The organism is Klebsiella grimontii (genome assembly GCF_900200035.1).
GTDB lineage: Bacteria > Pseudomonadota > Gammaproteobacteria > Enterobacterales > Enterobacteriaceae > Klebsiella > Klebsiella grimontii.
On the sequence record NZ_FZTC01000019.1, the window covers coordinates 306,662 to 329,065 of the forward strand.

The window sequence follows — 22,404 nt, forward strand, 5'->3', positions numbered from 1 at the left end:
TTCTCCCGATTAAAACCCAACGGATCGCAGGTAGCGCAGGCTTTCCGTGACCGCCTGCAGGCTGCCCTCGACGTTGCGCGGATCGCGCTCTTGCTCAATGGTGATCCAGCCCTGATAGCCGCGCTTGTCGAGAAAGGCGCGCACCGCCGGATAGTCAATGGCGCCGCTGCCAAGCGGGCACATCACCCCCTCCGCACAGGCCGAGAAGAAGTCGATGCCGCGGGAAATCACGCTAGCGAACACCTGCGGGTCAACATCTTTAAAATGCAGGTAGTCAAGGCGGTCAAAATGGCGATCCAGCCAGCTGATGGGGTCCATGCCCGAATAGTAGAGGTGGCCAGTGTCGAGACACAAACCGGCCACCTCATGGGGAATCTGCGTCGCCAGCAGGTCGATTTCATCGGCAAACTCGATGCAGCCGCCGGCGTGAGGATGGATAACCGGACGCACGCCGTACTCCTGCCACGCCAGTTTGCTGATAGTGATAATGTGGTCGATCATCCGCTGCCAGTCGGCGGGTGACAGACGGGGGGCCAGCTCGCCGCGTCCGGCATATTTCGCCCGCTGCGGATTGCCGAAATCAATAATGACCAGATAAGGCGGCTGGAAGGGGTTACCCGGCGTCTTTTCCGCTGACGGCACCTGCGACAGATTGCGGCAGAGGTTATGCGTCAGTTCGACAATATTCGCGAAGTTCTCTTCGCTGACCAGATCGTCGAAGATCGTTCCGGCAACCAGCGACAGCCCCTGTTTATTCAGCGCGGCGCTGAGTTCATCGGCCCGGGTCGGCAGATAGCTCCACGGGCCCAGTTCAATGCTTTTATAACCGGCCGTCGCCGCTTCTTCCAGCACCTTGGGCCACGGCGGCAGGTAAGGGTTTTTGGGATCATCGACGCCCCAGCTGCACGGCGCGTTGGCAATATGTATGGTCATGATGGCTTCCTTTTCTGATGAGGAGAAAACATGACCAGTATTGAATGAAAATTTCATATTCAACAATGATGAAATTTAAATTCTTTGATGGGATTCAAGATTTATTTTGATAGCATAAATGATGGTTTTTTATCAAATATAGCGCTGAAGCGGAGCGCGGCGGCTTTATCCGCGCCTGCGTCAATCAGAGGTTTTCTTTGGTGAGGAGGTCAAACGGCTGCAGAGCGTTGATAAACGTCGCCCGCGGCTGGCTGACTGCCTGGATAAAGGCGTTAATTGTCGCCGCAGCGAACTCGCTAAGCCGGTGCGCAAGCATAAGATCGACGGTGCCGTCGATTAACGCCAGCTCGCCGTTGTCTACCGGGCCATGGCAAATCAGGGTGACCTGGTGCTGGCGTTGACGCGCGCGCAGGGCGTCGACAATACCTTCCACGCCGCCGCAGGGCGCGTAAATGGCCTTCAGATCCGGGTACTGTTGCAGCATCTCTTCCGTCACCTGGCGCGCGACATCGGCACGTTCGTGGCTGCGCACCGGTTCAAGCACACGATCGCCTTTGCCCTGTTCGCGCAGGTAGGAGCGGAAACTTATCTCGCAGCTTTCCTGACAAATAAACCGATTATCGCCGACGATAATCCCAATTTCGCCCTCGCCGTGACAGAGCCTGTCCACCGCCCAGCCGGCGGTGCGGCCCGCTTTCTGGTTATCCAGCCCGATATAGCCGGTACGCTGGGGAATGCTCATATCGGAGAGCAGGGTGAAGACGTGCACCCCTTTATCAATCGCCTGAATGAGGGCATGGCGGATAAGCGGATTATCCAGCGCCACAATGCCGATAACATCCACTTCAGCGCTCAGGCGGCCGATCGCGGCGGCCATATCGTCGATGGCGTTAATATCATAATGCAGAAAAACGGGGGCCTGCGTCGGGCTATGCCACGCGAGTGCCGCCTGTTCAAGCGCCTGCGCCAGCTGTTGATAAAACGAGTGTGACGGCTGCAGCAGGATAAACCCCATTCTGAGGGCTATCGCCGACTGGCCGGCAGCCAGCCGATAGTGGGATTGCTCAAGCGCGAAGCCTAATCGCCGCGCGGACTCGAGTACTTTACGTTCGGTGCTCTCTTTGACGGCGGCCCGTTTATTGAGCACTCTGTCTACCGTCGCAATACCCACTCCGGCGTCTCTGGCTATGTCGGTCATGGTCACTTTTTTCGCTGACATCGGTCTCTTCCTTTGAGGTTATTGATAAAAATCTATCATTATTTGCGCGGGCAAAAAGCGAAGCCACTCAGGGTTTATAAAAAAATGGCGAAGCGTCTGCTTCATTGAGCTGATATTCAGGCGGCGGGGACTACACTAAGTGCATCACTAATAATGGAACAGGATGCCATGACCTATTCACTCTCGAGAAAATTCCTCGCCGCCACCTCTGCGCTGCTGCTGCTTTCAATGAGCGCGGTACCGGCTAGCGCCGCTGGCGACAGTACCGATGCCGTCTCTCCGCTCAACGCCGCGAATGGCTTAAGCGAAGCGGCAAAGCAGTACCTCCTGCATTATCCCTCCCGCAGCGGCGTTGACGGTAAAACCGCCCGCGAAGATACCGCCGCGGTATTTATTCCCTTTGGCGCGACGCCGGAAGGGGGGTGGCCTGTGGTGGTCTGGGCTCACGGTACCGTGGGCGTGGCGAACCACTGCGCGCCGTCTTTAAACCCGCGCAGCGATCGCGATAAGCAGTATCTGAATACCTGGCTGTCGCTGGGCTACGCGGTGGTCGCGCCGGATTATGCCGGGCTGGGCTCTGCTGGCCTGCACCATTATCTTAACGCCCGCGGCGAAGCGTGGAGCGTTCTTGATGGCGTTCGCGCCGCCCTGAAGCAGTTTCCGCTTAAGAATGAGCTTATTCTGGTAGGGCAGTCGCAGGGTGCGCACGCCGCGTTCGCCAGCGCGGGATATCAGCCGGAATATGCGCCGGAGCTGAACGTTCGCGCGACGGTGCTGACCGGTACGCCTTATTTTGAGAAAGGAACCACCGCCGCCGATGTGCTTCCACCGGCAGCCGGCAAAGCGCCGACCGGAGGCGACCCGAAAATACCCTATATTTTCTATATTTATCTGTCTGCCGCCGACAGCAACCCGCAGCTTAATCCGGCTGATTATTTCCAGGATAACGCGCTGCCGCTGCTGAAAGAGGCGAGCAATTTATGCATTACGCCGTTAAACGATGAGGTCATGAAGGCCGGTCTTAATGCCGCTAACTCACTTAAGCCGGGAATAGACTCCCTGTTAAACGCCAGCGTGGGCAGCATGCTTTATCCGACCCTGAAAATCGATCACCCGGTGTTTATCGGTATTGGCGGCGCGGATATCAACGTGCCGACGGCAATGCAAAAACGCTTTGCCGATGCGGTAAAAAGCGCGGGAACCCGGGCGGAGGTTCATATTTATGCCGGCCTGGATCATAGCGGTACGGTTAACCCGTCTTTACGCGACTCGGTGCCGTTTCTGATTAAGACGCTGAACGATAAGCGATAGTGCCGGCAGGCCGCCCTGAGCGATGGGGCGGACTTCGATTACCAGTATTTAGGGATCAGATAGCCATACATCACGACCGCGACAACAATCATCAACGTAATAATCGCCCAGTCCGCTTTTAGTGATTTTACTGCGTTCATAAGTTCCTCTTTTTTCAATGAATCATCGGGGAACCTTACCGCCGCCGCGCGCGATAGAAGGTGATGAAGATCACACATTAAAATTTGTCATACAAATAAAGTGTGTCGATTTTTAAATTTTCTCAGCAATATTTTGTCCGCTCATTCGTCTACCTCTGCACAGGCTAATATTCACGAGCATTATGAGGTAAACAGAAGATGAGAGATTTCGATATGCACGGTCAGCATCACCATCAGCGCTTTGGTCGTCACAGAATGGCAAAACCGCTTATTATCGGCGTGGCGTTAATCGCCGTGCTTGGGCTGGTGGTGATGTCGCTGTGGAATGCGCTGCTGCCGGCAATTCTTGGCGTGAAGAGCATCGGTTTCTGGCAGGCGTTAGGGATTCTGGCGCTGTCGCGGATCCTGTTCGGCGGCCTCGGTTTTCGGCCGGGCATGTTTGGCATGGGGCACGCCCGGCGGCGGATGCATGAACGCTGGATGAACATGAGCCCCGAGCAGCGCGAGGAGTTTGCTCAGCGCTTCGGCCGCCGCGGGCATCACGGCCCCTGCGGCTGGCGTGACCGCCGAGGCGAGCATGGGCCGCAGCAGGAGAGTCCAGCTAAAAACGCGGATCCCGAGTGAACACAATGAAAAACGGCACCGTGGCGGAGTCACGGCTTGTTTCCGCCCTCAACGCCTGCCGGTCGCGGCTGAAGGCTTTTATCCGCGGACGGACCCCGCTGCGCGATGAGGCGGACGATATCCTGCAGGAAGTGACGTATCAGCTCATTCGCGTCGAGCAGCCGGTGGAGAATATCGCCGCCTGGCTGTTTCGGGCGGCGCGTAACGAAATGACCGACAGGGCGAGGAAAAAACGCGAGCTGCCGCTGGCGGGCGGCTTCAGCGAGGAGGAGGAGGGCGATTTTCCTGAGGACGAGCTGGCCGAGACGCTGTTTGGCGTGCCGCAAACGCCGGAGGATGAGTATCTGAAAGCGCTGCTCTGGGAGGAGCTAAACCAGGCGCTTTCGGAGCTGCCGCCCGCCCAGCGTGAGGCATTTGAGAAAACCGAACTGCAGGGCTATAGCTACCGGGAGCTGGCCGAAGAGTCCGGCGTCAGCGAGCAGGCGCTGCTCTCGCGTAAGCATAAAGCCGTTCTCTACCTTCGCACCCGCCTGCGTAGCCTGTACGATGAGCTCCTCGCCGGTTAGGCGTATTCCGGCCCCGTTCACAGGGCGCCGGATGATGATGGCTTATAGCCCCAGGCCGTGAGGAACACGCTAATCGCGCATTCGGCGAGCGGCTCCAGCGTTTCTGCCGTTAGCGCATTTTGCGCAATTAAGGCTCCCGGCAGCGGATAGCCCATAATCGCGCCGAGAAACGCCGTCGCCTGGAGCTGCGGGTCGCTGAGGGTCAGCTGGCCCTGATCTCGTTTCTTCGCGAGGATATCGCTGAGCGCCTGCAACACGCGTCCCGAGGGGCGCTGCTCTAGCGTGACGTACAGCTCCGGTTTTTGCACCAGCACCTGGATGAGCAGGCGTTGAAAGTGGATGTTTTCCGGTGCATAAAAATGGTGCTGGACAACCCTGGCGAATCCCCGCAGCAGCGCCGGCAGATCCTGCTGGCTGTCCTGTAGAAGCTGTTGCAGGGGCGGCTGCATAGCGTCGTTGAGAAAGGCGAACGTCTCCAGCAGCAGCGCGTCTTTTCCGCCGGGGAAATGGCTGTACAGCGTCGGGCGCGTGGTTCCCGCTTCGGCGGCGATGGTATCCAGAGACACATCAAGCCCGTGCTGCAGAAACAGCGCCCGGGCGGTTTGTAAAATGCGTGGGCGGGCTTTCATCGGCCGCCCGCGTTGATTTCCCATCAGTTGAGTCCTTACGGTTTGCGTCTTTTTAGCCGCATCATTCCTTGCTGCACCAGCAGGAAAAATAATGGCGCGAAAAACAAGGTCAGCAGCGTCCCAGTGAGCATGCCGCCGATGACCGCGGTGCCTATCTCTCGTTGGCTGGAAGCCCCCGCGCCGGTAGAGAGTACCAGAGGGATTACGCCAACAACAAATGCGAGTGAGGTCATCACGATGGGGCGCAAGCGCAGGCGCGCGCCTTCGAGGGTGGCTTCCGACAGGCTTTTCCCTTGCTGGAACTGCGCCAGGGCGAATTCAACGATCAGAATCGCGTTTTTGGACGAGAGGCCCATTGTCGTCAACATCCCCACCTGGAAGTAGATATCGTTTTCATAACCGGCGAGCAACGAAGCGCTGATGGCGCCAATAATGCCCAACGGGATAATCAGCATTACGGCAATGGGAACCGACCAGCTCTCATATAAGGCGGCCAGGCATAAAAACATAAAGGCCAGCGACGCCAGGTAGACCCACAGCGTTTGCACCGAAGATGACTGCTCCTGCCAGGACAAACCGCTCCATTGCAGATCAAACCCGTTCATCGAGCTGACCAGGTCGGACATCTCCGCCATCGCGGCGCCGGAACTGACGCCCGGCGCCGCGCCTCCCTGAAACTGCACGGCCGACAGACCGTTAAACCGCTGAAGCATCTGCGGTCCGGTGGTCCAGCGCAGGGATGAGAAGCTGTCGAAGGAGGCCATGTTGTTGCTGTCGCCGCGCACAAACCAGGCGGATAAATTTTCCGGCGTCGAACGCCAGGCCGCATCTCCTTGCATATACACGCGTTTAACCCGCCCACGGTCGATAAAGTCGTTAACATATACGCCCCCCCAGGCCGCTGAGAGCGTATTGTTGATATCAGCCTGATCCAGGCCCTGAGCCTGCGCTTTTTGTCTGTCGACATCGACCTGCAGCTGCGCTTTTTCTTCCAGACTATTAATTCGTACCGCGTCCAGAGCGGGATTTTCTCTGGCGGCATTGAGCAGGGTGGTTTGCGCCTGCATAAGCGCAGCGCTGCCATTTTCCGCGCTGTCCTGCAGCCATAGCTCAAAGCCGCTGGATTGCCCAAGCCCGCGCACGGTCGGGGGCGACATCACGCTGATGTTGGCCTGCCGGGCGTTTTTATTAAAATACTGGTTCGCGCGGGAAATAATGGCCTGGGCGCTGTTTTTCTCACCAGGACGCAGGTCCCAGTGCTTTAACTCAGCGAATGCCATGCCGACGTTCTGCCCACTGCCGGCATTGTTTCTCCCGGTGACCATAAAGATAACGTTGAGGTTATCTTCCTCCTCGGTCATAAAATAGCGGGCAATATCAGCGCCAACCTCCTCGGTCATTGACATCGGCGAGCCAGACGGCAGCGTGTACTGAACCATGACCGCGCCCTGATCCTCCTCGGGCAGAAATCCGCTAGCGAGCTTCTGATATTGCCAGAGCATCAAAAAGGTCAGGATCAGGGCCAGGCAGACAAAACGAAACGGACGGGCGGTTATTCGTTGGAGCGTGGCCAGGTAGCGGTTCTGACTTATCGTCACGCCGCGATTGAAAAGGGTGAAAAAACGCCCTTTTTTCATGTGTCCTGGCTTGAGCAGGTGGGCGCATAGCGTTGGCGTCAGCGTCAGAGCGACCAGCGCGGACAGCGCCATGGCTGAGACAATAGTCACGGTAAACTGGCGATAGATAATCCCGACCGAGCCGCCAAACAGCGCCATCGGAATAAAAACGGCGGAGAGAACCAACGCAATACCGATTAGTGCCCCGGTTATCTCATTCATCGAGCGCAGCGTGGCCTCCAGCGGGGTGAGGTCTTCCTCTGCCATCAAACGCTCAACGTTTTCCACTACCACGATAGCGTCATCAACCAGCAGGCCGATTGCCAGCACCATCGCAAACAGGGTGAGCGTATTAATGCTGTAACCGAGCAGGCTGAGAATACCGAAAGTACCCAGCAGAACTACCGGAACCGTAAGGGTCGGGATCAGCGTCGCCCGCCAGCTCTGCAGAAAAAGATACATGACGGCCACGACAAAGAGGATCGCTTCAATCAGCGTATGCACCACGCTTTCGATCGATACCGTCACAAACGGTGTGCTGTCGCGCGGATAGGCGGCGACCACGCCTTGCGGAAAGCGGGAAGAGAGGCGTTCGACTTCGGCCCGAACTTTTTCCGCCGTTTCCAGCGCGTTGGCTCCCGAGGCCAGTTGAATCGAGATCCCGGCGGAGGGGTAACCATTGAGCGTAGTTTGGTTTTGATAGTTTTCCGCGCCGATCTCCACGCGGGCCACATCGCGCAGGTACACCACCGAGCCGTCGCTATTCGTGCGCAGAATAATATTCTCAAATTGCTCAGGACGTTCAAGCCGAGACTGCGTCGCCACCGTGGCGTTCAGATACTGTCCCTCAAGCGTCGGCAGCGAGCCAATTTCACCGCTGGTAACCTGCGAATTCTGCGCTTCAATGGCGGCCTGCACGTCCGAGGGCATCAAACCGTAGCTGGTCAGCTGGAGCGGATTAAGCCAGATGCGCATGGCGTACTGCGCGCCAAAAACGGTGGTTTCACCCACGCCTTCAACCCGGCTCAATGGCTCCTGCAGGGAACTGACGAGGAAATCGCTGATATCAAGGCTGGTTAATTGCTCGCTTTTGTCATACAGGGCAACCACCATCAGGCTGTCGCCCTGGGATTTGGTAACGGTAATGCCTTGCTGCTGTACCTCCTGCGGTAAGCGGGTAATCGCCTGGTTTACCGCATTTTGTACCTGTACCTGCGCCATATCAGGGTTTACGCCCTGATCGAAGCTAAGGCTAATCCGCGCCTGCCCAGCCGAACTGCTGCTTGAGGAGAAATAGATCAGCCCATCGATGCCTTTAATCTGCTGCTCCAGCACCTGGGTAACGCTATCCTCGACGGTTTCCGCTGAAGCGCCGGTATAGTTCGCCGTGACGTTGACGGCAGGAGGGGCGATATCCGGATACTGTTCTACCGGCAGCGTCAGCAGGGCAAGGGCGCCGGCCGCCATAATGCAGATGGCGATGACGGCGGCAAAAACGGGGCGAAAGACAAAAAAGCGGGCCAGCATTGTTACGCACCTCAGGTCAGTTAATGGCGTCTTGCAGGGTAAACACCGCAGGCGGCGCGCTTATCGCATCATCGGGCGGAAGCGGGGTAAAGGGCAGCCCATGGAATGCCTCATCGTGAACTTTGCTCATCAAGAAGGCGCCGATCTCAGAACATGACGTCGCACGCTGGTATTCACTCCACAGATAGTCGTAGGTTTGAATGCTGAAAATATTCTGCTGAAGTAAAAAGTGCAGATAGCGCTGCCGCTGTTCCACGCGCTGGCTAATGAGCAGGGCGCGACAGCGCCAGGCCTCGGCGGGTTCTTGTAGGTGGGAGCAGGCGTCATAGAGCGAGGCGCCCTGCGCGGGTAGGCTGGGTAAAGCGGCGTTCACCGCGCCGGGGAAAATGGCTAATGCAATGAAATAAAAAAGCTTTCCCCATTTTCTTTCGTTGAACATCAGTCTGATCTCGTTTGTTTATTTACTTTACAGTAAAGTAAATAAAATGTTTAAACAAGCGATAGTCTGTACGAATGAAAAAAGGGAAAGCGAGAGTGTTAGCAGAAGGCTCCTGGCCGGGTTTTAGAACATGCTGTTGCCGCTGGCGGTTTTTTGCGGAACGTTCTGGGTAACGTCCCAGTGCTCAATGATTTTATGCTGCTTGTCGACGCGGAAGATATCAATAATCGCCCGCGTCACGCCCGGCTCGCGACCGGTGACCTCAACGTGCAGGATCACATGATCGCCATCAACAAACGCCTGCTTAATTTCACTGTGGGAGTCGGGATATTTGTTCTTCAGGAAGGCGATAAACTGCTGAAAGCCTTCCACGCCGTCTTTCGCCATCGGGTTATGCTGTATGTAGCGGTCTCCGAGATAGGGTCTGGCGGCGGCAAAGTCTTTGTCATTTAACGCTTTATTATAAAAATCAATGACATTCTTTTTATTCAGCTGTTCATTTTCACTGTTGCCCGCAAAAACGGCAGGCGTCAGAGCGCAGAACAAGGAAAAGGCGACAATCGATTTTTTCAACATAACATTCTCCGGTTGAGGCAGGTGTGGGAATCAACCTCCCCAGCGGCTTTTCAGGTAGTTAACGGCCTGCTGGGTTTGCGGCTGATTGAGGTAATTCTCTCTGAACAAAATCGTGCCCTGAATTTGCGGCATGGATTCATTCAGATCAAGCTGCTTTTTCAATTCCGGCACGCCGCCGTTAATCATCCAGTCGGGTTCGTTCTTCGACGGTTCGCCCACCTTGTACAGCGCCACGCCGATATAGAGGCGGGTATGGGTGGGTTTCACCACGTCAGCCCACCACTTTGCCAGCACGTCGTAGCGGGCCGCGTCGCGGGCGAAGGGCCAATAAATCTGCGGCGCGATATAGTCCAGCCATCCCTGCTGCACCCAGAGACGGGTATCGGCATAGGACTCATCGTAGGCCGCCGCGCCGCGGGTGTCGGAACCGGCCGGATCGTGGGAGCGGTTGCGCCAGACGCCTGCCGGACTGACGCCGAATTCAACCTCGGGGTTCAGCTGCTTGATGGTACGGGAAACCTGCTCGATCAGCAGTTGGGTATTATGCCGCCGCCAGTCCGCCTTCGCGGCAAATCCCTGACCGTACTGTTGGAACGTCCGGCTGTCGTTCAGCGCCGATCCCGGCGATTCGGTGTAGAAATAGTCGTCGAACTGGACGCCGTCAACCGGATAATGTTCCACGACTTCCGCCACGATACTGGTTATCCAGTCGCGCACTTCCGGGATGCCCGGATCGAGCACGAAGCGATCGCCGGAGGTGCGTATCCACTCGGGGTGCAGAACGTATACGCTGGCGGGAACCTGCGATAGCGTACCGTTAAGCTCGGTGACGGTTTTCGGCCGGGTGTTGACCGAAACGCGATAGGGGTTAAACCAGGCATGAACGCGCATACCGCGCTTATGGGCCTCGTCCAGCATGAACTTAAGCGGATCGTAGCCCGGATCCTCGCCGATTTTTCCGGTCAGCATATCGGACCACGGCAGGATCTTCGATGGCCAGAGCGCTGTGCCATCCGGTTTCACCTGGAAGAAGACGGTGTTAATGCCGAGGCTCTTTAAATTATCCAGCTTGGCAGTCAGCGCCTGCTGCTGGAGGGCGATACGTCGGTTGGCCGTAATGCCGCCATTCACCGATTCCAGCGGCGGCCAGTCGAGGCGCGAAACGGTTGTCAGCCACACGCCGCGTACCGGCTCATGACTTTTGGGTAACGTCGGCTGCCTGGTCGCGGGCGGCATGGGTGTGACGAGAGAAACGGGCGGTTTGCTGCCGCAGTGGGCCAACAGCAGCGCAGCAGCTATTGCTACGGCGGATATTTTCACCTTGTTCAGGAGAAATTTACAGGAGCGGATCGTCATGATATTTGCCAGCTTTTCTGGTCAGCGCACAAAAGAGTCATTTTCATATTATTCGACTTTAAGTCAATAGTTTAGCTACGGGTGCAGCAGCAAAAGCACGCAAACCTCAGGCGAAGAAAACGACTCTCGCATCACGCAACGGTTTGCCATGATATATCATTGATATGCATTAAAACTTGATCGGTTCAGGGCGAGTATAAACAGGATTTATTAAAATTTGGTCAAACTATTGGCCGTCGGCCCGCTGCGGCGCGTCAAACTGGATTAGCACAATGAACGACTCCTTATCACGCCATCGTCTGTGGATATTCTTATTTTTAATTGTGGTGCTGAGCTTTGGTACAGGGCTTTGTTACTGGCAAATGCAAAAAAAAGTGGATAACGATATTCATGCGCGGCTTCAGCAGGCGATAGCCAGCCTTGATGTGACCGTTTCTCATGCGGAGCAGGCCGCTAATATGGCTGAGCCGTTCTATGGGAAAAGCTGTAATGAGAATGTCCTGACGGAGCTACGCACGCTGGTGGCCACTATTCCCGATGTGCGCACGGTGAATTTAGGTAAGGATAATGAAATATACTGCACCTCGGTTTATGGCGGACGGAAATTTCAGTTCGATCGCCGCCAATATACGCATGGCGCTTTACGTCTGCTGAGCGGCAGTGAAATCACGCCGCTCCATCCATTGATGGTTTACAGCGAACAGGACGACCGGGGAAATACGATTCTGGTGGGTGTGGATGGCTATTATTTATACAACATTTTAAACGTTCTCGACGGCGACGCTCATCTGTATCTTCAGGTTGGCGACCGGGTAATGACCCATAAGGGGGAAGTGACGACGACCCCGGGTATTCGCGTTCCCGTACGCATGGAATCAGAGCAGTTTCACTATTCGGTTATTGCCGACCGCCATTACGCGTCCGGCCCCGGCGCATTTATCCGTTATGAACAACACACCCTTATCGCCATTATTCTGGCCTCCCTGCTGCTGACATTTTTGTTCAGAAACTACCTCCGCTACCGGAATACGATTGAGTATCAGCTCAGGCAGGCTATCGAACTCAAACAGCTCAAACCCTATATTCAGCCGATTATCGGCAGCGACACCGGTCAGATCGTCGGCGGCGAAGTGCTGGTGCGCTGGGAGCATCCAAAACAGGGGTTTATTGCGCCGGATAAATTTATCTCCGTCGCCGAACAGACCGGTCTTATCAAAGAAGTGACGGCGATTTGCTTTGCTGAGGTGAGTCGCCAGCTCCGGCGACAGCAGTCCGTCATTCCCGCGGGGCTGTTTATCTGCTTTAACACCAGCTCGGTAAACTTTCAGGACGACGAAATTGTGACCCTGTGCCAGACGTTTACCCAACAGATGAAAGCGGCAAAAGTACGCCTTGTCCTGGAGATAACCGAGCGGGAGTCGATTGCAAATACCCTGCAGACGTCAGCGGTGACGGACCAACTCAGGCGTATTGGCGTGCAGTTTTCGCTGGATGATTTTGGTACCGGGTATGCAAACTACAGCTACATCCAGCAGTTTAATCCGGAGATTATTAAAATCGATAAAGTCTTTACCTTCAACATTGTGACCAATAACGCTTCAGCGCTGGTGGTGATGAATATGGTCAATCTGGCGAAAAAATTTCATTGCCAGATTATTGCCGAGGGCGTTGAGGATAAAGAGCAGCTTGAGATGCTCAAAAATATGGGCATTACCCTCTACCAGGGCTACTACTTTTCAAAACCGGTGCCGGTTGATGAATTTATTGAGATGCTTCCGCGCACGTTTCTCCAGCGCAGAGAGGGCGAGTAAAGGCGGCTGTCCCGCCTTATCAAAACTCAGGAAATTAAAAGGTGATCGACTCGGCAAAACCGAGTCGTTATTGCCTGTTTCACCTGAAAGTTTGGCATGATTGAGAAACAACTCAACAACATGGAGGTTGTCTTGTTCGAATCTCACCTCAATATTTTTATCCGCGCGGTTTTTGTCGAGAATATGGCGCTTAATTTTTTCCTCGGCATGTGTACTTTTCTCGCTATCTCCAAAAAAATCGATGTCGCATTTCGTCTCGGCGTGACGGTAACAGCGCTGCTGGCGATAGCGACGCCGATAAATAACCTGATTTACAATCATCTGCTGAAAGAGAACGCCCTGATCGAAGGGGTCGATCTGAGCTTTCTCGATTTTATCACTTTTATCGGCGTTCTCGCGGCGCTGGTGCAGATCCTTGAGATGGTCATCGATAAATACTTTCATGCGTTAAACCACGCTTTAGGCCCGTTTCTGCCGTTATTAACCATTCACTGCGCCATTTTCGGCGCGACCATTTTTATGGTGCAGCGTGAATACAGCTTCTTTGAGTCACTCACTTACGGTACCGGGTGCGGTATTGGCTGGGCGCTGGCGATCGTGGCGCTGGCCGGCATACGCGAAAAGTTGAAATACGCCAACATGCCGAAGGGGTTGCGCGGGTTAGGCAGCGTATTTATTACCGCCGGGCTAATGTCGCTGGGGTTTATGTCATTCGCCGGCATCTCGTTGTAGCCGGAAAGGGACGTTATTCTGCCGTCCAGACCCCGGGTCAGAGCGGCAGAATGGGGATGACCGGATTACCGTTCCGGCCACAGGCGTCAATTTTTGGCTACGGGCTACTGCTGAAAGTTAAATGCGTCGGGATGATTTTCCAGGCTGCCGCTCAGGGCGGCAAAGAGCACCGTTTTACCATCGATGGAAAGATCGTCGCTAACGTTAAGCCAGGTCAGTTTCTCCTGGGCGGTTTTTTCATCAACGGTAGAGAAAAGCCCGCTCATCAGTCTGGACTTTTCAGACCACAGCACGGCGAAGCGTTCCGTCGCGCAATCGTGGGGTTTACAGACGCTGAGTACCTGATAAGTCTCTGCGCCAAGCTTCACCGTTCTGGCAGGCGAGGCGGTTCCGCCCGTCTTTACCCAGGCGGGCAGAGGGTGACCTTTTACCATTTGACTAAAGGCTGCCGGTTCCTTTTTGACCAGACTGTCCAGCGTCATATCGTCTTGCGCCACGGCATTGGTTGCTGCAGCCAGCAAAACGATAGCGGTTAATTGTTTAAGCATGATATTGCTCCTGCGAACTTTCTGCTTCCGTTTAATGTCCGGGGATAAGCCGGCGAGTCAAACTGTAAGATATTTCTGATTAGGTGTTTTTGGTTTGAACCCAAAACGCGTGAATAAGCCCTGGAATATAACCGAGGATGGTTAAAATAATATTGAGAATGAAGGCCCAGCCAAACCCTTTACCCAGCAGCACGCCGAGTGGCGGTAGAATAATCGTCAACACAATTCGCCAAAAACCCATAATATCTCCCTGCTTAGTGAGTTAGCTCATGGTTATTTTAGCGGTTACGTCTGGTTTTGCAAATTTTAACTTTTTGAATAATAAGACTGCTAATATTACCAGCGCCTTGATACTACATATTTAATAAAGAGAAAAGTCGCAATTCACCTTTTTGACATATATAAGATTATTCTACGATATCGCTACATCAGCCGCGCTGACAGAACAAGAGGGTTCCAGCGTAAACATGTTTAAACGTCAATAAGGTATGCAGGTAACGAGGCGAGAAGTGCGCTACACTCGCAGGCAGTTTTATCCAATCGTAAAATGGCGGCGGCATGGGCAACATCATCCTGTATAAAGTTATCGTCATCATGGTCATTGTCTGGTGGGGCTGGAGCCTACTGAGAAGTAAGCAGAAAAAGCAGAGCCTGGAGCCCGCCATTGCGCAGGCGAATGCCAGAGAGCGTTATCAGTGGCGTTATTTCAGGTGGGGCTGGAGAGGTGTGCAAATCGTCTGCGGTTTTTATTTGCTGATAACCCTCATCCAGTTCCTTTTACGCTACTAGCGTTCGTCGCTGCGGCGCGCGAATAGAGCGCGCCACAGCGACGATCTCTTTTATGCTACCCCGGTGCCGCCATCAGAGCACCAGACCTGGCCAGAAGCGTAGGAGCACGCGTCGGAAGCCAGGAGTACGTAAAGGGGCGCTATCTCAACCGGCTGTCCCGGTCTGCCGAGCGGCGTATCCTCGCCAAACTGCTGAACCTTCTCCTGCGGCTGGCCGCCGCTTGACTGCAGAGGCGTCCAGTACGGGCCCGGCGCCACGGCATTAACGCGGATACCGCGCGGACCCAGCTGCTTTGCCAGCGATTTCGTAAACGCAACGTTGCAGGCTTTGGTCTGGGCATAATCCAGCAGGATCTCGCTGGGTTTAAACGCCTGGACGGAAGAGGTGTTGATGATAGCCGCGCCCTCAGACAGATGGCGAAGCGCGGCTTTGGTTATCCAGAATGGCGCATAAACGTTGGTTTTAAAGGTCGCGTCAAAAGCGGCGGTAGTCAACTCTTCGATGGATTCGCAATATTGCTGCCTGCCGGCGTTGTTAACCACAATATCCAGCCCGCCAAGCTCCGCGACCGCCTTTTCGACCAGGGTATCGCAAAATGATTCAACCCGGATGTCGCCGGGAATGGCGACGGCTTTTCTGCCCTCGGCCTGTATCAGCGCGATAACGGCAGCCGCGTCGGATTCCTCCTCCGGCAGGTAGCCGATCGCGACATCCGCGCCTTCGCGCGCGAAGGCGATAGCAACTGCCCGGCCAATACCCGAATCACCGCCGGTAATCAGCGCTTTTTTCCCCACAAGCTTCCCGGAACCGATGTAGCTGGTTTCGCCGTGGTCGGGAAGGGGCTTCATTTCCGATGCCAGCCCCGGGGGTTGCTGCGGCTGCTCGACAAACGGCGGAAGTGGATAGTGTAGCGTTGAATTATTTCCTGTTGTCATACCGGCCTCCTTAATAAATGAAATTTAAGATTAGTCAATTATTGCGCATGGGGGATAAAAGAAAGGTAAACCAGGAATAATTAACTGCTTAAAACCAGGAATTATTTACCTGACTTTTCAGCCTATATGTATTACAGCCAAGGTCTTTATAAATAACAGACCCAACACCGCCAGCACACTTGGCTCATCCTGGTCTAATCTTATATTTCATGCCGCGTTATCTGAATAAGTCGCCTGAGGACATTGAATGGAATCCATATCGTTTCACAAGCATTGGGGGGCGGAGTTTATTGCCGCTGATACTGTCCGTTTTCGCGTCTGGGCCGAAGGTCAAAAGACAATGACGCTGAGCCTGAAGACGCGGGATATTCCGATGGAAGCCGCGGGTGGGGGCTGGTTCCAGATTGACGTCCCTGGCGTAAAGCATGGCGATGAATATATGCTCCTTTTAGCCGACGGCAGGCGTATTCCCGATCCGGCCACGCGCGCGCAGCGCGATGATGTTAACGGTCCCTCGGTAGTTATCGACCCCAGGCTTTTTCAGCCGGTTAACCGCGTCTGGAAAGGGCGGCCATGGGAAGAAACTGTCATCTATGAACTCCATCCGGGCACCTTTACGCCAGAAGGCACCTTTCTGGCCGCCATCGATAAGCTGCCTTATCTGGCAGAGCTGGGGATCACCCAGGTCGAGATTATGCCCGTTGCCCAGTTTGGCGGTTCCCGCGGCTGGGGTTATGACGGCGTATTACTTTACGCGCCGCACGCCGCGTACGGCTCGCCGGGGGATTTTCACGCCTTTATTGACGCCGCCCACGGGTTAGGGCTTTCGGTGGTTCTCGATATCGTTCTCAACCATTTTGGCCCGGAAGGCAACTATCTCTCTTTGCTGTCGCCGGGCTTTTTTCATCAAAACCGAATGACCCCCTGGGGTAACGCTATCGCCTATGAAACCGAGGCTGTGCGGCAGTATATTACCGAGGCGCCGCTGTTCTGGCTTACCGAGTACCATCTTGATGGGCTGCGCTTTGATGCCATCGATCAGATTGAAGATCGCTCCGCCAGGCATGTGCTGATAGAGATCGCCGAAAATATCCGCAAAGCCATCCCCGACCGCCATATCCACCTCACCACCGAAGACAGCCGGAACGTCATTTTCCTCCATCCGCGCGATGAGGATGGACAAACCCCGCTGTTTACCGCCGAGTGGAATGATGATTTTCATAACGCCGCCCACGTTTTCGCCACCGGCGAGACGCACGCCTATTATCAGGATTTTGCGCATCAGCCTGCCAGTAAGTTCGCAAGGGCGCTGGCCGAGGGATTTGTCTACCAGGGTGAGCTTTCTGCGCAAACCGGGAAGCCCCGCGGCGTGGCCTGCGCCGCTCAGCCGCCGCAGTTTTTTGTCGACTTTATTCAGAATCACGATCAGACCGGAAACCGTGCGCAGGGGGAAAGGTTGATCTCCCTTGCCGGCGCCGGGAAAACGCGCGTTTTGCTCGCCGCTTTGCTTCTGTCGCCGCATATTCCTTTGCTGTTTATGGGAGAGGAGTTCGGCGAGAGCAATCCCTTTTTGTTCTTTACCGATTTTCAGGGTTCCCTCGCGAAGGCGGTGCGGGAAGGACGGGCAAAAGAGTTTGCCGGACACGCGGGGCACGACGAATCCGTCCCGGACCCGAACGATCCCCTGACCTTTATTCGTTCTAAGCTCGACTGGCAGAAGGCGGCAAGCGAGGAGGGGAAATCCTGGCTGCGCTTCACGCGCAACCTCATCTTGCTGCGCCATCGCTATATCGTCCCGCTGCTGGCGGCAGGGGGCGGCGTCGAGGGCAAGATCCTGCACACGGAGCCTCAGGCGCTGGCGGTGAGCTGGCAATTTGCCGGCGGGACGCTCTCTGTGGCGCTGAATATCGGCGAGGAACCGCTTGCGTTGCCGGAAATACCTGGCGAGGTCATTTTTAGCTGGCCGGAACAGCAGGAAGCGTTAACGCCAGACAGTATTGTTGTCCGTTTTGCACATGGAGAAGCCTCAGTATGATCCCTTCCGCGACTTATCGCATTCAGTTCCGTAACGGCATGACCTTCGATCGCGCGGCGGCGCTGGCCCCCTATCTTCAGGGGCTCGGTATCAGCCATCTTTACGCCTCGCCGATATTTACGGCGACCACCGGCTCCACCCATGGCTATGATATTACCGATCCTAACGAGATCGACCCGGCCATCGGGGGCCGCGAAGGGTTTGACCGGATGGTGAAGGCGCTGCGAAACGCGCAAATTGGCCTGATCCTGGATATTGTGCCTAACCATATGTCGACCTCGCTGGAGAATCGTTGGTGGCGGGACGTTATCGAGCAGGGCAAGAACAGCCGCTGGGCGAATTATTTCGATATTGACTGGACGCGTCCCGTTACGCTGCCGTTTCTGGGGGATACCTTTGAGGCGGAACTGGAGAGCGGGGCGCTCGAACTGAAACGCGACCCTGCAACCGGGAAACCGGCGTTCATCTATTATGACCAGGTCTGGCCCCTGAATCCTCAAACCCTGGCGACAGGTGAGCAACGACTAACATCCCCGGATCGCGACGCCATTCTGGCGCTGCACGAGGCGCAAAGCTGGCGCCTTATGTCCTGGCGGGAAGCGCCCAGGCAGCTCTCCTGGCGGCGTTTTTTTGAAATTACCGGCCTGATTGGCGTCAGGGTTGAAGACCCGGCGGTGTTTGACGACACCCATCGACTTATCCTTGAACTGGTGCATTCCGGCATCGTCGATGGTCTGCGTATTGACCATATCGATGGCCTTGCCGACCCGCTGGGGTATCTGCAGCGCCTGCGCCAGGCCACCGGGCCAGAGTGCTACATTACGGTGGAAAAAATCCTCGCGAAGGGCGAACAGCTGCCCGCCGACTGGCCGGTGTCCGGCACCACAGGGTATGAGTTTATCGCTTCGCTGGCGGAAGTGCTGGTGGATGACAATAACCTCGACCAGCTGCAGCAGGTGCATGACGACGCGCTCGGCGGAACGGTGGATCGCCACAAAGCGCTGCGCGAGGCGAAAGGCCTGATGGCGGATCGCAATTTTGAGGGTGAATTTACCACTTTATTGAAGCTGGCCCGCGAACTGGCGCAGCGTAACGGCATGGCGGTCGAGAGTGACGCGCTGCGCCACGCCCTGCGCGAACTGCTGCTGGCCTTCCCGGTCTATCGTACCTACGGCACCGCCGAAGGGCTGACCGCAGGCGATATTACGCTGTTAAACCGGGTGGTTGACCAGGTGAACGCCGAAGAAAACCGACCCGATGCCAACGCGCTTAACGTCATTATCGCTATCCTGACCGGCAATCTGCAGGCGAGCAGCCTCGACATCGCTTCACTCTTCAGGACCCGTTTTCAGCAGCTCACCGGGCCGTTAATGGCGAAATCGGTCGAGGATACGCTGTTCTTTCGTCATAACCTCGACCTGGCGCTGAATGAAGTTGGGGCCGATCCTACGCCTCGCGCCTTCTCATTGTCTCGCTTTCATCAGGAGATGCGCATCCGTCTTGCGCGCCAGCCCGATGCGCTGCTGGGGACGTCGACGCACGATACGAAACGCGGGGAAGATGCGCGGGCCCGGCTTTACACCTTAACGGAAGCCCCGCAGCTGTGGGCGGAAAACCTTGCGCGCTGGCGTCAGATGAATCAAACCCATGTGCGTTTTTTGAACGACGGCACGGCGCCGAACGCGGCGGATACGTGGATGATCTATCAGGCGCTGGCGGGCGCGTGGCCTGCAACGCTGCTGCCGGACGATGCCGAAGGGCTGAAATCGCTCGAAACGCGTTTTCTCGCTTTTATGGAAAAAGCGCTGCGCGAGGCCAAGCAGAGAACCGACTGGATCGACAGCAATGAAAGCTATGAGAGCGTGGTGCTTAATTATGTGCAGCAGCTATTTTCTGCGGATAATTCGCGCTTTCTCAACGATTTTCACATTGCCTTGCAGCCCTTTATCCGTGCCGGACTGGTAAACAGCCTCAGCCAGACGGTGATAAAACTGACTGCGCCCGGCGTGCCGGACATTTATCAGGGGAGCGAGGCGCTGAACTTCAGTCTTGTCGATCCGGATAACCGACGTGAACCCGATTTCGCTGTCCTTGCGCAAAACCTTCATACCGGGAAAGCGGATCTGTTCACCCGCGAACCCGCCTGGCGAGACGGGCGCCTGAAACAGTACGTTACCGCTTCTTTTCTCCGATTAAGACAGCGGCATTCAGCGCTCTTCCATTATGGTGACTGGGTACCATTAAAAGTCTCCGGGGAGAGGGAAGATAATCTTATTGCCTACGCGCGCATCAGCGGAGAGGAGGCCCTGATCGTGGTGGTGCCTCGCCTGGCGTTTGACGTTGCGGCGCACGGATTGGCGGAATCTTCCGCAAGGCTATGGGGCAATACTGTGGTAACCATACCAGACGATCTGGCCGGGAAACGTTTTCGCGATGTGTTTAGCGGCGAGAGCCGTCTGGTGGAAACGTCGCTCGAACTGGCGTCAACATCCGGGTGGTTGTTGACGCTTATTAGCGCTGAGCTACGGGGAGAATAACGATGCGCAAGGAAAAAGCTTTTGCAATACGGCCCGGCGACAGCCAGCAGTTGGGGGCTCATTTTGACGGAAAAGGCGTTAACTTCGCGCTCTTCTCCGCGCACGCTGAACGGGTTGAGCTGTGCCTGTTCGATCCTTCGGGGAAAAAGGAAATAGCCCGGCTGGAACTGCCGGAATATACGCACGAAATCTGGCACGGCTACGTGCCCGATCTTCAGCCTGGGGCGTTATACGGTTATCGCGTCTACGGCCCTTACGATCCGGAAAACGGGCATCGTTTTAATCCGCATAAATTGCTTATCGACCCCTACGCGCGGGAGCTGGCAGGCGATATCGCGTGGAACGACGCCCATTTTGGCTATGAGCTGGGGCATGAGGAGAAAGACCTCAGCTTTGATACCCGCGATAGCGCGCCTTTTACGCCGAAATGCAAGGTTGTCGACCCGGATGCGTGCGACTGGCAGGGGGAAAATCGCCCCGACATTCGCTGGCCGAATACGGTGATTTACGAAACGCATGTGAAAGGGTTTACCCAGCTTAATCCGGCGCTCCCCCCCGAGCTGCGCGGCACATTCGAGGGGCTTGGGCATCAGGCCTCCGTCGAGTATATCAAAAGCCTCGGCATCACTTCCGTTGAGCTGCTGCCCGTACATTGGTTTCCCGACGACCAGCATCTGCTTGACCGGGGACTAAAAAACTTCTGGGGTTACAATACGCTGGGCTTCTTCGCCCCCGCGTCCCGTTACTACGGGCCCGCGGGTATTGCCGGGTTCCGCAATATGGTGCGCGCTTTTCATGACGCCGGTATTGAGGTGATCCTTGACGTGGTTTACAACCATACCGCTGAAGGGAATGAGCTGGGCCCGACGCTCTCATTTAAGGGCATCGATAATTTCTCCTATTACCGGACGATGCCGGATCGGCATCGCTATTACATCAATGATACCGGGACGGGAAATACGGTGAATACGTCCCATCCCCGGGTGCTGCAGATGGTGATGGATTCGCTACGCTACTGGGCTCAGTCCATGCACGTTGACGGCTTTCGTTTTGATCTTGGAACCATTCTCGGCCGTGAACCAGAGGGGTTCGATCCGCGAGGCGGTTTTTTTGACGCCATAACCCAGGATCCCGTGCTGGCAAAACTTAAACTGATCGGCGAGCCCTGGGATATCGGCCCCGGCGGCTATCAGGTTGGCGGTTTTCCGCCGGGCTGGGGAGAGTGGAACGACAAATACCGCGATACGGTGCGGGAATACTGGAAGGGGGATAACGTGTCTACCGATTTTGCCGCCCGTTTGCTGGGGTCGGGGGATCTGTACGATTTACGCGGCCGTCGTCCGTGGGCCAGCGTCAATTTTATTACCGCTCATGACGGCTTCACGTTAAACGATCTGGTTTCGTATAACGAGAAACATAATGAAGCCAACGGTGAGGATAATAACGACGGGCACAATGATAACCGTTCCTGCAATTATGGCGAGGAAGGGCCGACAGAAAATCAGGCTATCGTCGCGGTCCGTGAACGCCAGAAGCGTAACTTCCTCACCACGCTATTTTTCTCCCACGGCACCCCGATGCTGCTGGCCGGGGACGAATTTGGCCGTACGCAGCAGGGAAATAATAATGGCTACTGTCAGGACAGCGAGATTTCATGGATCAACTGGGAAGCGCTGTCCGAAGATGACCACGCATTACGCCATTTCACCCAGCGCCTGATCGCGCTGCGCGCGCAACAACCGCTTTTACGCCGTGAAAGCTGGCGCGATGGGCTCGAGATACGCTGGTTTAACGCCGGCGGCGGTTTGCAGCAATCTGAGCAGTGGGATGAAGGGTCAACGTTAGGCCTTGCCATCAGTCGACCCGATCTCGAAGAGGAGGAGGGGATCTGGCACGACGTTCTGATGCTGTTCAATCCGTTTGAGGGCGATGTTGCGTTCCAGATACCGCAGTTCGGCGAAGGCGGCTGGGTTCTTGAGCTGTCGACCGCTGAAGTGAAAAGTGACGGCGTCACCATTACGGAAGCGATTGATTTTGTTCTGGCCGGGCGCAGCATTGCGCTATTCAGACGGCCTTAGCGT

At 55.7% G+C, this 22,404-nt stretch carries 20 protein-coding genes; 9 read left to right on the plus strand and 11 right to left on the minus strand.

All coding sequences use genetic code 11. The features are described 5' to 3' along the window. Window positions 1-9 precede the first annotated feature (9 nt). Together KOSB73_RS16210 and KOSB73_RS16215 are read right to left on the minus strand one after the other, a co-directional pair. On the minus strand, window positions 10-933 hold the full coding sequence (locus KOSB73_RS16210; RefSeq protein WP_024358185.1) for a sugar phosphate isomerase/epimerase family protein: 924 nt from the start codon (window positions 931-933) through the stop codon (window positions 10-12). 184 nt (window positions 934-1,117) lie between these two features. Continuing rightward, complete coding sequence (locus KOSB73_RS16215; RefSeq protein ID WP_098140687.1) at window positions 1,118-2,152, minus strand: LacI family DNA-binding transcriptional regulator; 1,035 nt, start codon at window positions 2,150-2,152, stop codon at window positions 1,118-1,120. A 168-nt stretch (window positions 2,153-2,320) separates the two neighbouring features. Between KOSB73_RS16215 and KOSB73_RS16220 the strand changes: the two genes are divergently transcribed. Then, a complete protein-coding gene (locus KOSB73_RS16220) occupies window positions 2,321-3,463 on the plus strand; it encodes an alpha/beta hydrolase (RefSeq protein ID WP_049086047.1) in 1,143 nt (380 codons plus the stop codon). A gap of 38 nt (window positions 3,464-3,501) precedes the next feature. On the opposite strand, the gene ykgR is transcribed toward KOSB73_RS16220, so the two are convergent. Further along, window positions 3,502-3,603, minus strand: a complete 102-nt coding sequence (gene ykgR, locus KOSB73_RS31340; RefSeq protein ID WP_004137159.1) for a small membrane protein YkgR — start codon at window positions 3,601-3,603, stop codon at window positions 3,502-3,504. Between the two features lie 198 nt (window positions 3,604-3,801). Between ykgR and KOSB73_RS16225 the strand changes: the two genes are divergently transcribed. Together KOSB73_RS16225 and KOSB73_RS16230 are read left to right on the plus strand one after the other, a co-directional pair. Then, complete coding sequence (locus tag KOSB73_RS16225) at window positions 3,802-4,227, plus strand: HMG-box domain-containing protein (RefSeq protein ID WP_004120488.1); 426 nt, start codon at window positions 3,802-3,804, stop codon at window positions 4,225-4,227. Window positions 4,228-4,232: 5 nt separating this feature from the next. Continuing rightward, a complete protein-coding gene (locus tag KOSB73_RS16230; RefSeq protein ID WP_004137158.1) occupies window positions 4,233-4,793 on the plus strand; it encodes an RNA polymerase sigma factor in 561 nt (186 codons plus the stop codon). A gap of 17 nt (window positions 4,794-4,810) precedes the next feature. Here KOSB73_RS16230 and KOSB73_RS16235 read toward each other — a convergent pair whose 3' ends face one another. From KOSB73_RS16235 to KOSB73_RS16255, 5 genes are all read right to left on the minus strand, one after another. Beyond that, window positions 4,811-5,446 (minus strand): TetR/AcrR family transcriptional regulator, encoded by a 636-nt coding sequence (locus tag KOSB73_RS16235; RefSeq protein ID WP_049090388.1) that lies wholly within the window; start codon window positions 5,444-5,446, stop codon window positions 4,811-4,813. 11 nt (window positions 5,447-5,457) lie between these two features. Next, a complete protein-coding gene (locus KOSB73_RS16240) occupies window positions 5,458-8,565 on the minus strand; it encodes a multidrug efflux RND transporter permease subunit (RefSeq protein WP_098140688.1) in 3,108 nt (1,035 codons plus the stop codon). A gap of 16 nt (window positions 8,566-8,581) precedes the next feature. Then, window positions 8,582-9,004: a hypothetical protein gene (locus tag KOSB73_RS16245; protein ID WP_024358179.1), complete on the minus strand. Its 423-nt coding sequence runs from the start codon at window positions 9,002-9,004 to the stop codon at window positions 8,582-8,584. Window positions 9,005-9,127: 123 nt separating this feature from the next. Further along, the gene (locus KOSB73_RS16250) at window positions 9,128-9,580 is read right to left on the minus strand and encodes a nuclear transport factor 2 family protein (RefSeq protein WP_004137151.1); all 453 of its coding nucleotides are present in this window, start codon (window positions 9,578-9,580) and stop codon (window positions 9,128-9,130) included. A 30-nt stretch (window positions 9,581-9,610) separates the two neighbouring features. Further along, a complete protein-coding gene (locus tag KOSB73_RS16255; RefSeq protein ID WP_029669670.1) occupies window positions 9,611-10,936 on the minus strand; it encodes a glycoside hydrolase family 10-like protein in 1,326 nt (441 codons plus the stop codon). A gap of 272 nt (window positions 10,937-11,208) precedes the next feature. Between KOSB73_RS16255 and KOSB73_RS16260 the strand changes: the two genes are divergently transcribed. After that, a complete protein-coding gene (locus KOSB73_RS16260) occupies window positions 11,209-12,747 on the plus strand; it encodes an EAL domain-containing protein (protein ID WP_098140689.1) in 1,539 nt (512 codons plus the stop codon). Window positions 12,748-12,867: 120 nt separating this feature from the next. Further along, window positions 12,868-13,479 carry an NADH:ubiquinone reductase (Na(+)-transporting) subunit E gene (gene nqrE, locus KOSB73_RS16265; RefSeq protein WP_032711060.1) on the plus strand — a complete coding sequence of 204 codons (612 nt, stop codon included), beginning with the start codon at window positions 12,868-12,870 and terminating at the stop codon, window positions 13,477-13,479. A 104-nt stretch (window positions 13,480-13,583) separates the two neighbouring features. Here the strand turns inward: nqrE and ivy are convergent, their stop codons facing one another. Beyond that, window positions 13,584-14,027: an Ivy family C-type lysozyme inhibitor gene (gene ivy / locus KOSB73_RS16270; RefSeq protein WP_098140690.1), complete on the minus strand. Its 444-nt coding sequence runs from the start codon at window positions 14,025-14,027 to the stop codon at window positions 13,584-13,586. Window positions 14,028-14,106: 79 nt separating this feature from the next. Beyond that, window positions 14,107-14,268 carry a YqaE/Pmp3 family membrane protein gene (locus KOSB73_RS16275; RefSeq protein WP_004120471.1) on the minus strand — a complete coding sequence of 54 codons (162 nt, stop codon included), beginning with the start codon at window positions 14,266-14,268 and terminating at the stop codon, window positions 14,107-14,109. A gap of 317 nt (window positions 14,269-14,585) precedes the next feature. Here KOSB73_RS16275 and KOSB73_RS16280 point away from each other — a divergent pair, with 317 nt between their 5' ends. Further along, window positions 14,586-14,816, plus strand: coding sequence for a hypothetical protein (locus KOSB73_RS16280; RefSeq protein WP_024358173.1), 231 nt, complete (start codon window positions 14,586-14,588; stop codon window positions 14,814-14,816). 50 nt (window positions 14,817-14,866) lie between these two features. On the opposite strand, the gene KOSB73_RS16285 is transcribed toward KOSB73_RS16280, so the two are convergent. Continuing rightward, the gene (locus KOSB73_RS16285) at window positions 14,867-15,751 is read right to left on the minus strand and encodes an SDR family oxidoreductase (RefSeq protein ID WP_049090394.1); all 885 of its coding nucleotides are present in this window, start codon (window positions 15,749-15,751) and stop codon (window positions 14,867-14,869) included. Window positions 15,752-15,998: 247 nt separating this feature from the next. On the opposite strand from KOSB73_RS16285, the gene treZ reads away from it, so the two are divergent. The 3 genes from treZ to glgX are packed head-to-tail and all read left to right on the plus strand — an operon-like array spanning window position 15,999 to window position 22,401. Further along, a complete protein-coding gene (gene treZ, locus KOSB73_RS16290) occupies window positions 15,999-17,786 on the plus strand; it encodes a malto-oligosyltrehalose trehalohydrolase (protein WP_049131253.1) in 1,788 nt (595 codons plus the stop codon). Continuing rightward, window positions 17,783-20,323, plus strand: a complete 2,541-nt coding sequence (gene treY / locus KOSB73_RS16295) for a malto-oligosyltrehalose synthase (protein WP_098140691.1) — start codon at window positions 17,783-17,785, stop codon at window positions 20,321-20,323. Before treZ ends, treY begins: the two co-directional genes overlap by 4 nt. Before the next feature lie 2 nt (window positions 20,324-20,325). Next, window positions 20,326-22,401 carry a glycogen debranching protein GlgX gene (gene glgX, locus KOSB73_RS16300; RefSeq protein WP_049085290.1) on the plus strand — a complete coding sequence of 692 codons (2,076 nt, stop codon included), beginning with the start codon at window positions 20,326-20,328 and terminating at the stop codon, window positions 22,399-22,401. Window positions 22,402-22,404: the final 3 nt, after the last annotated feature.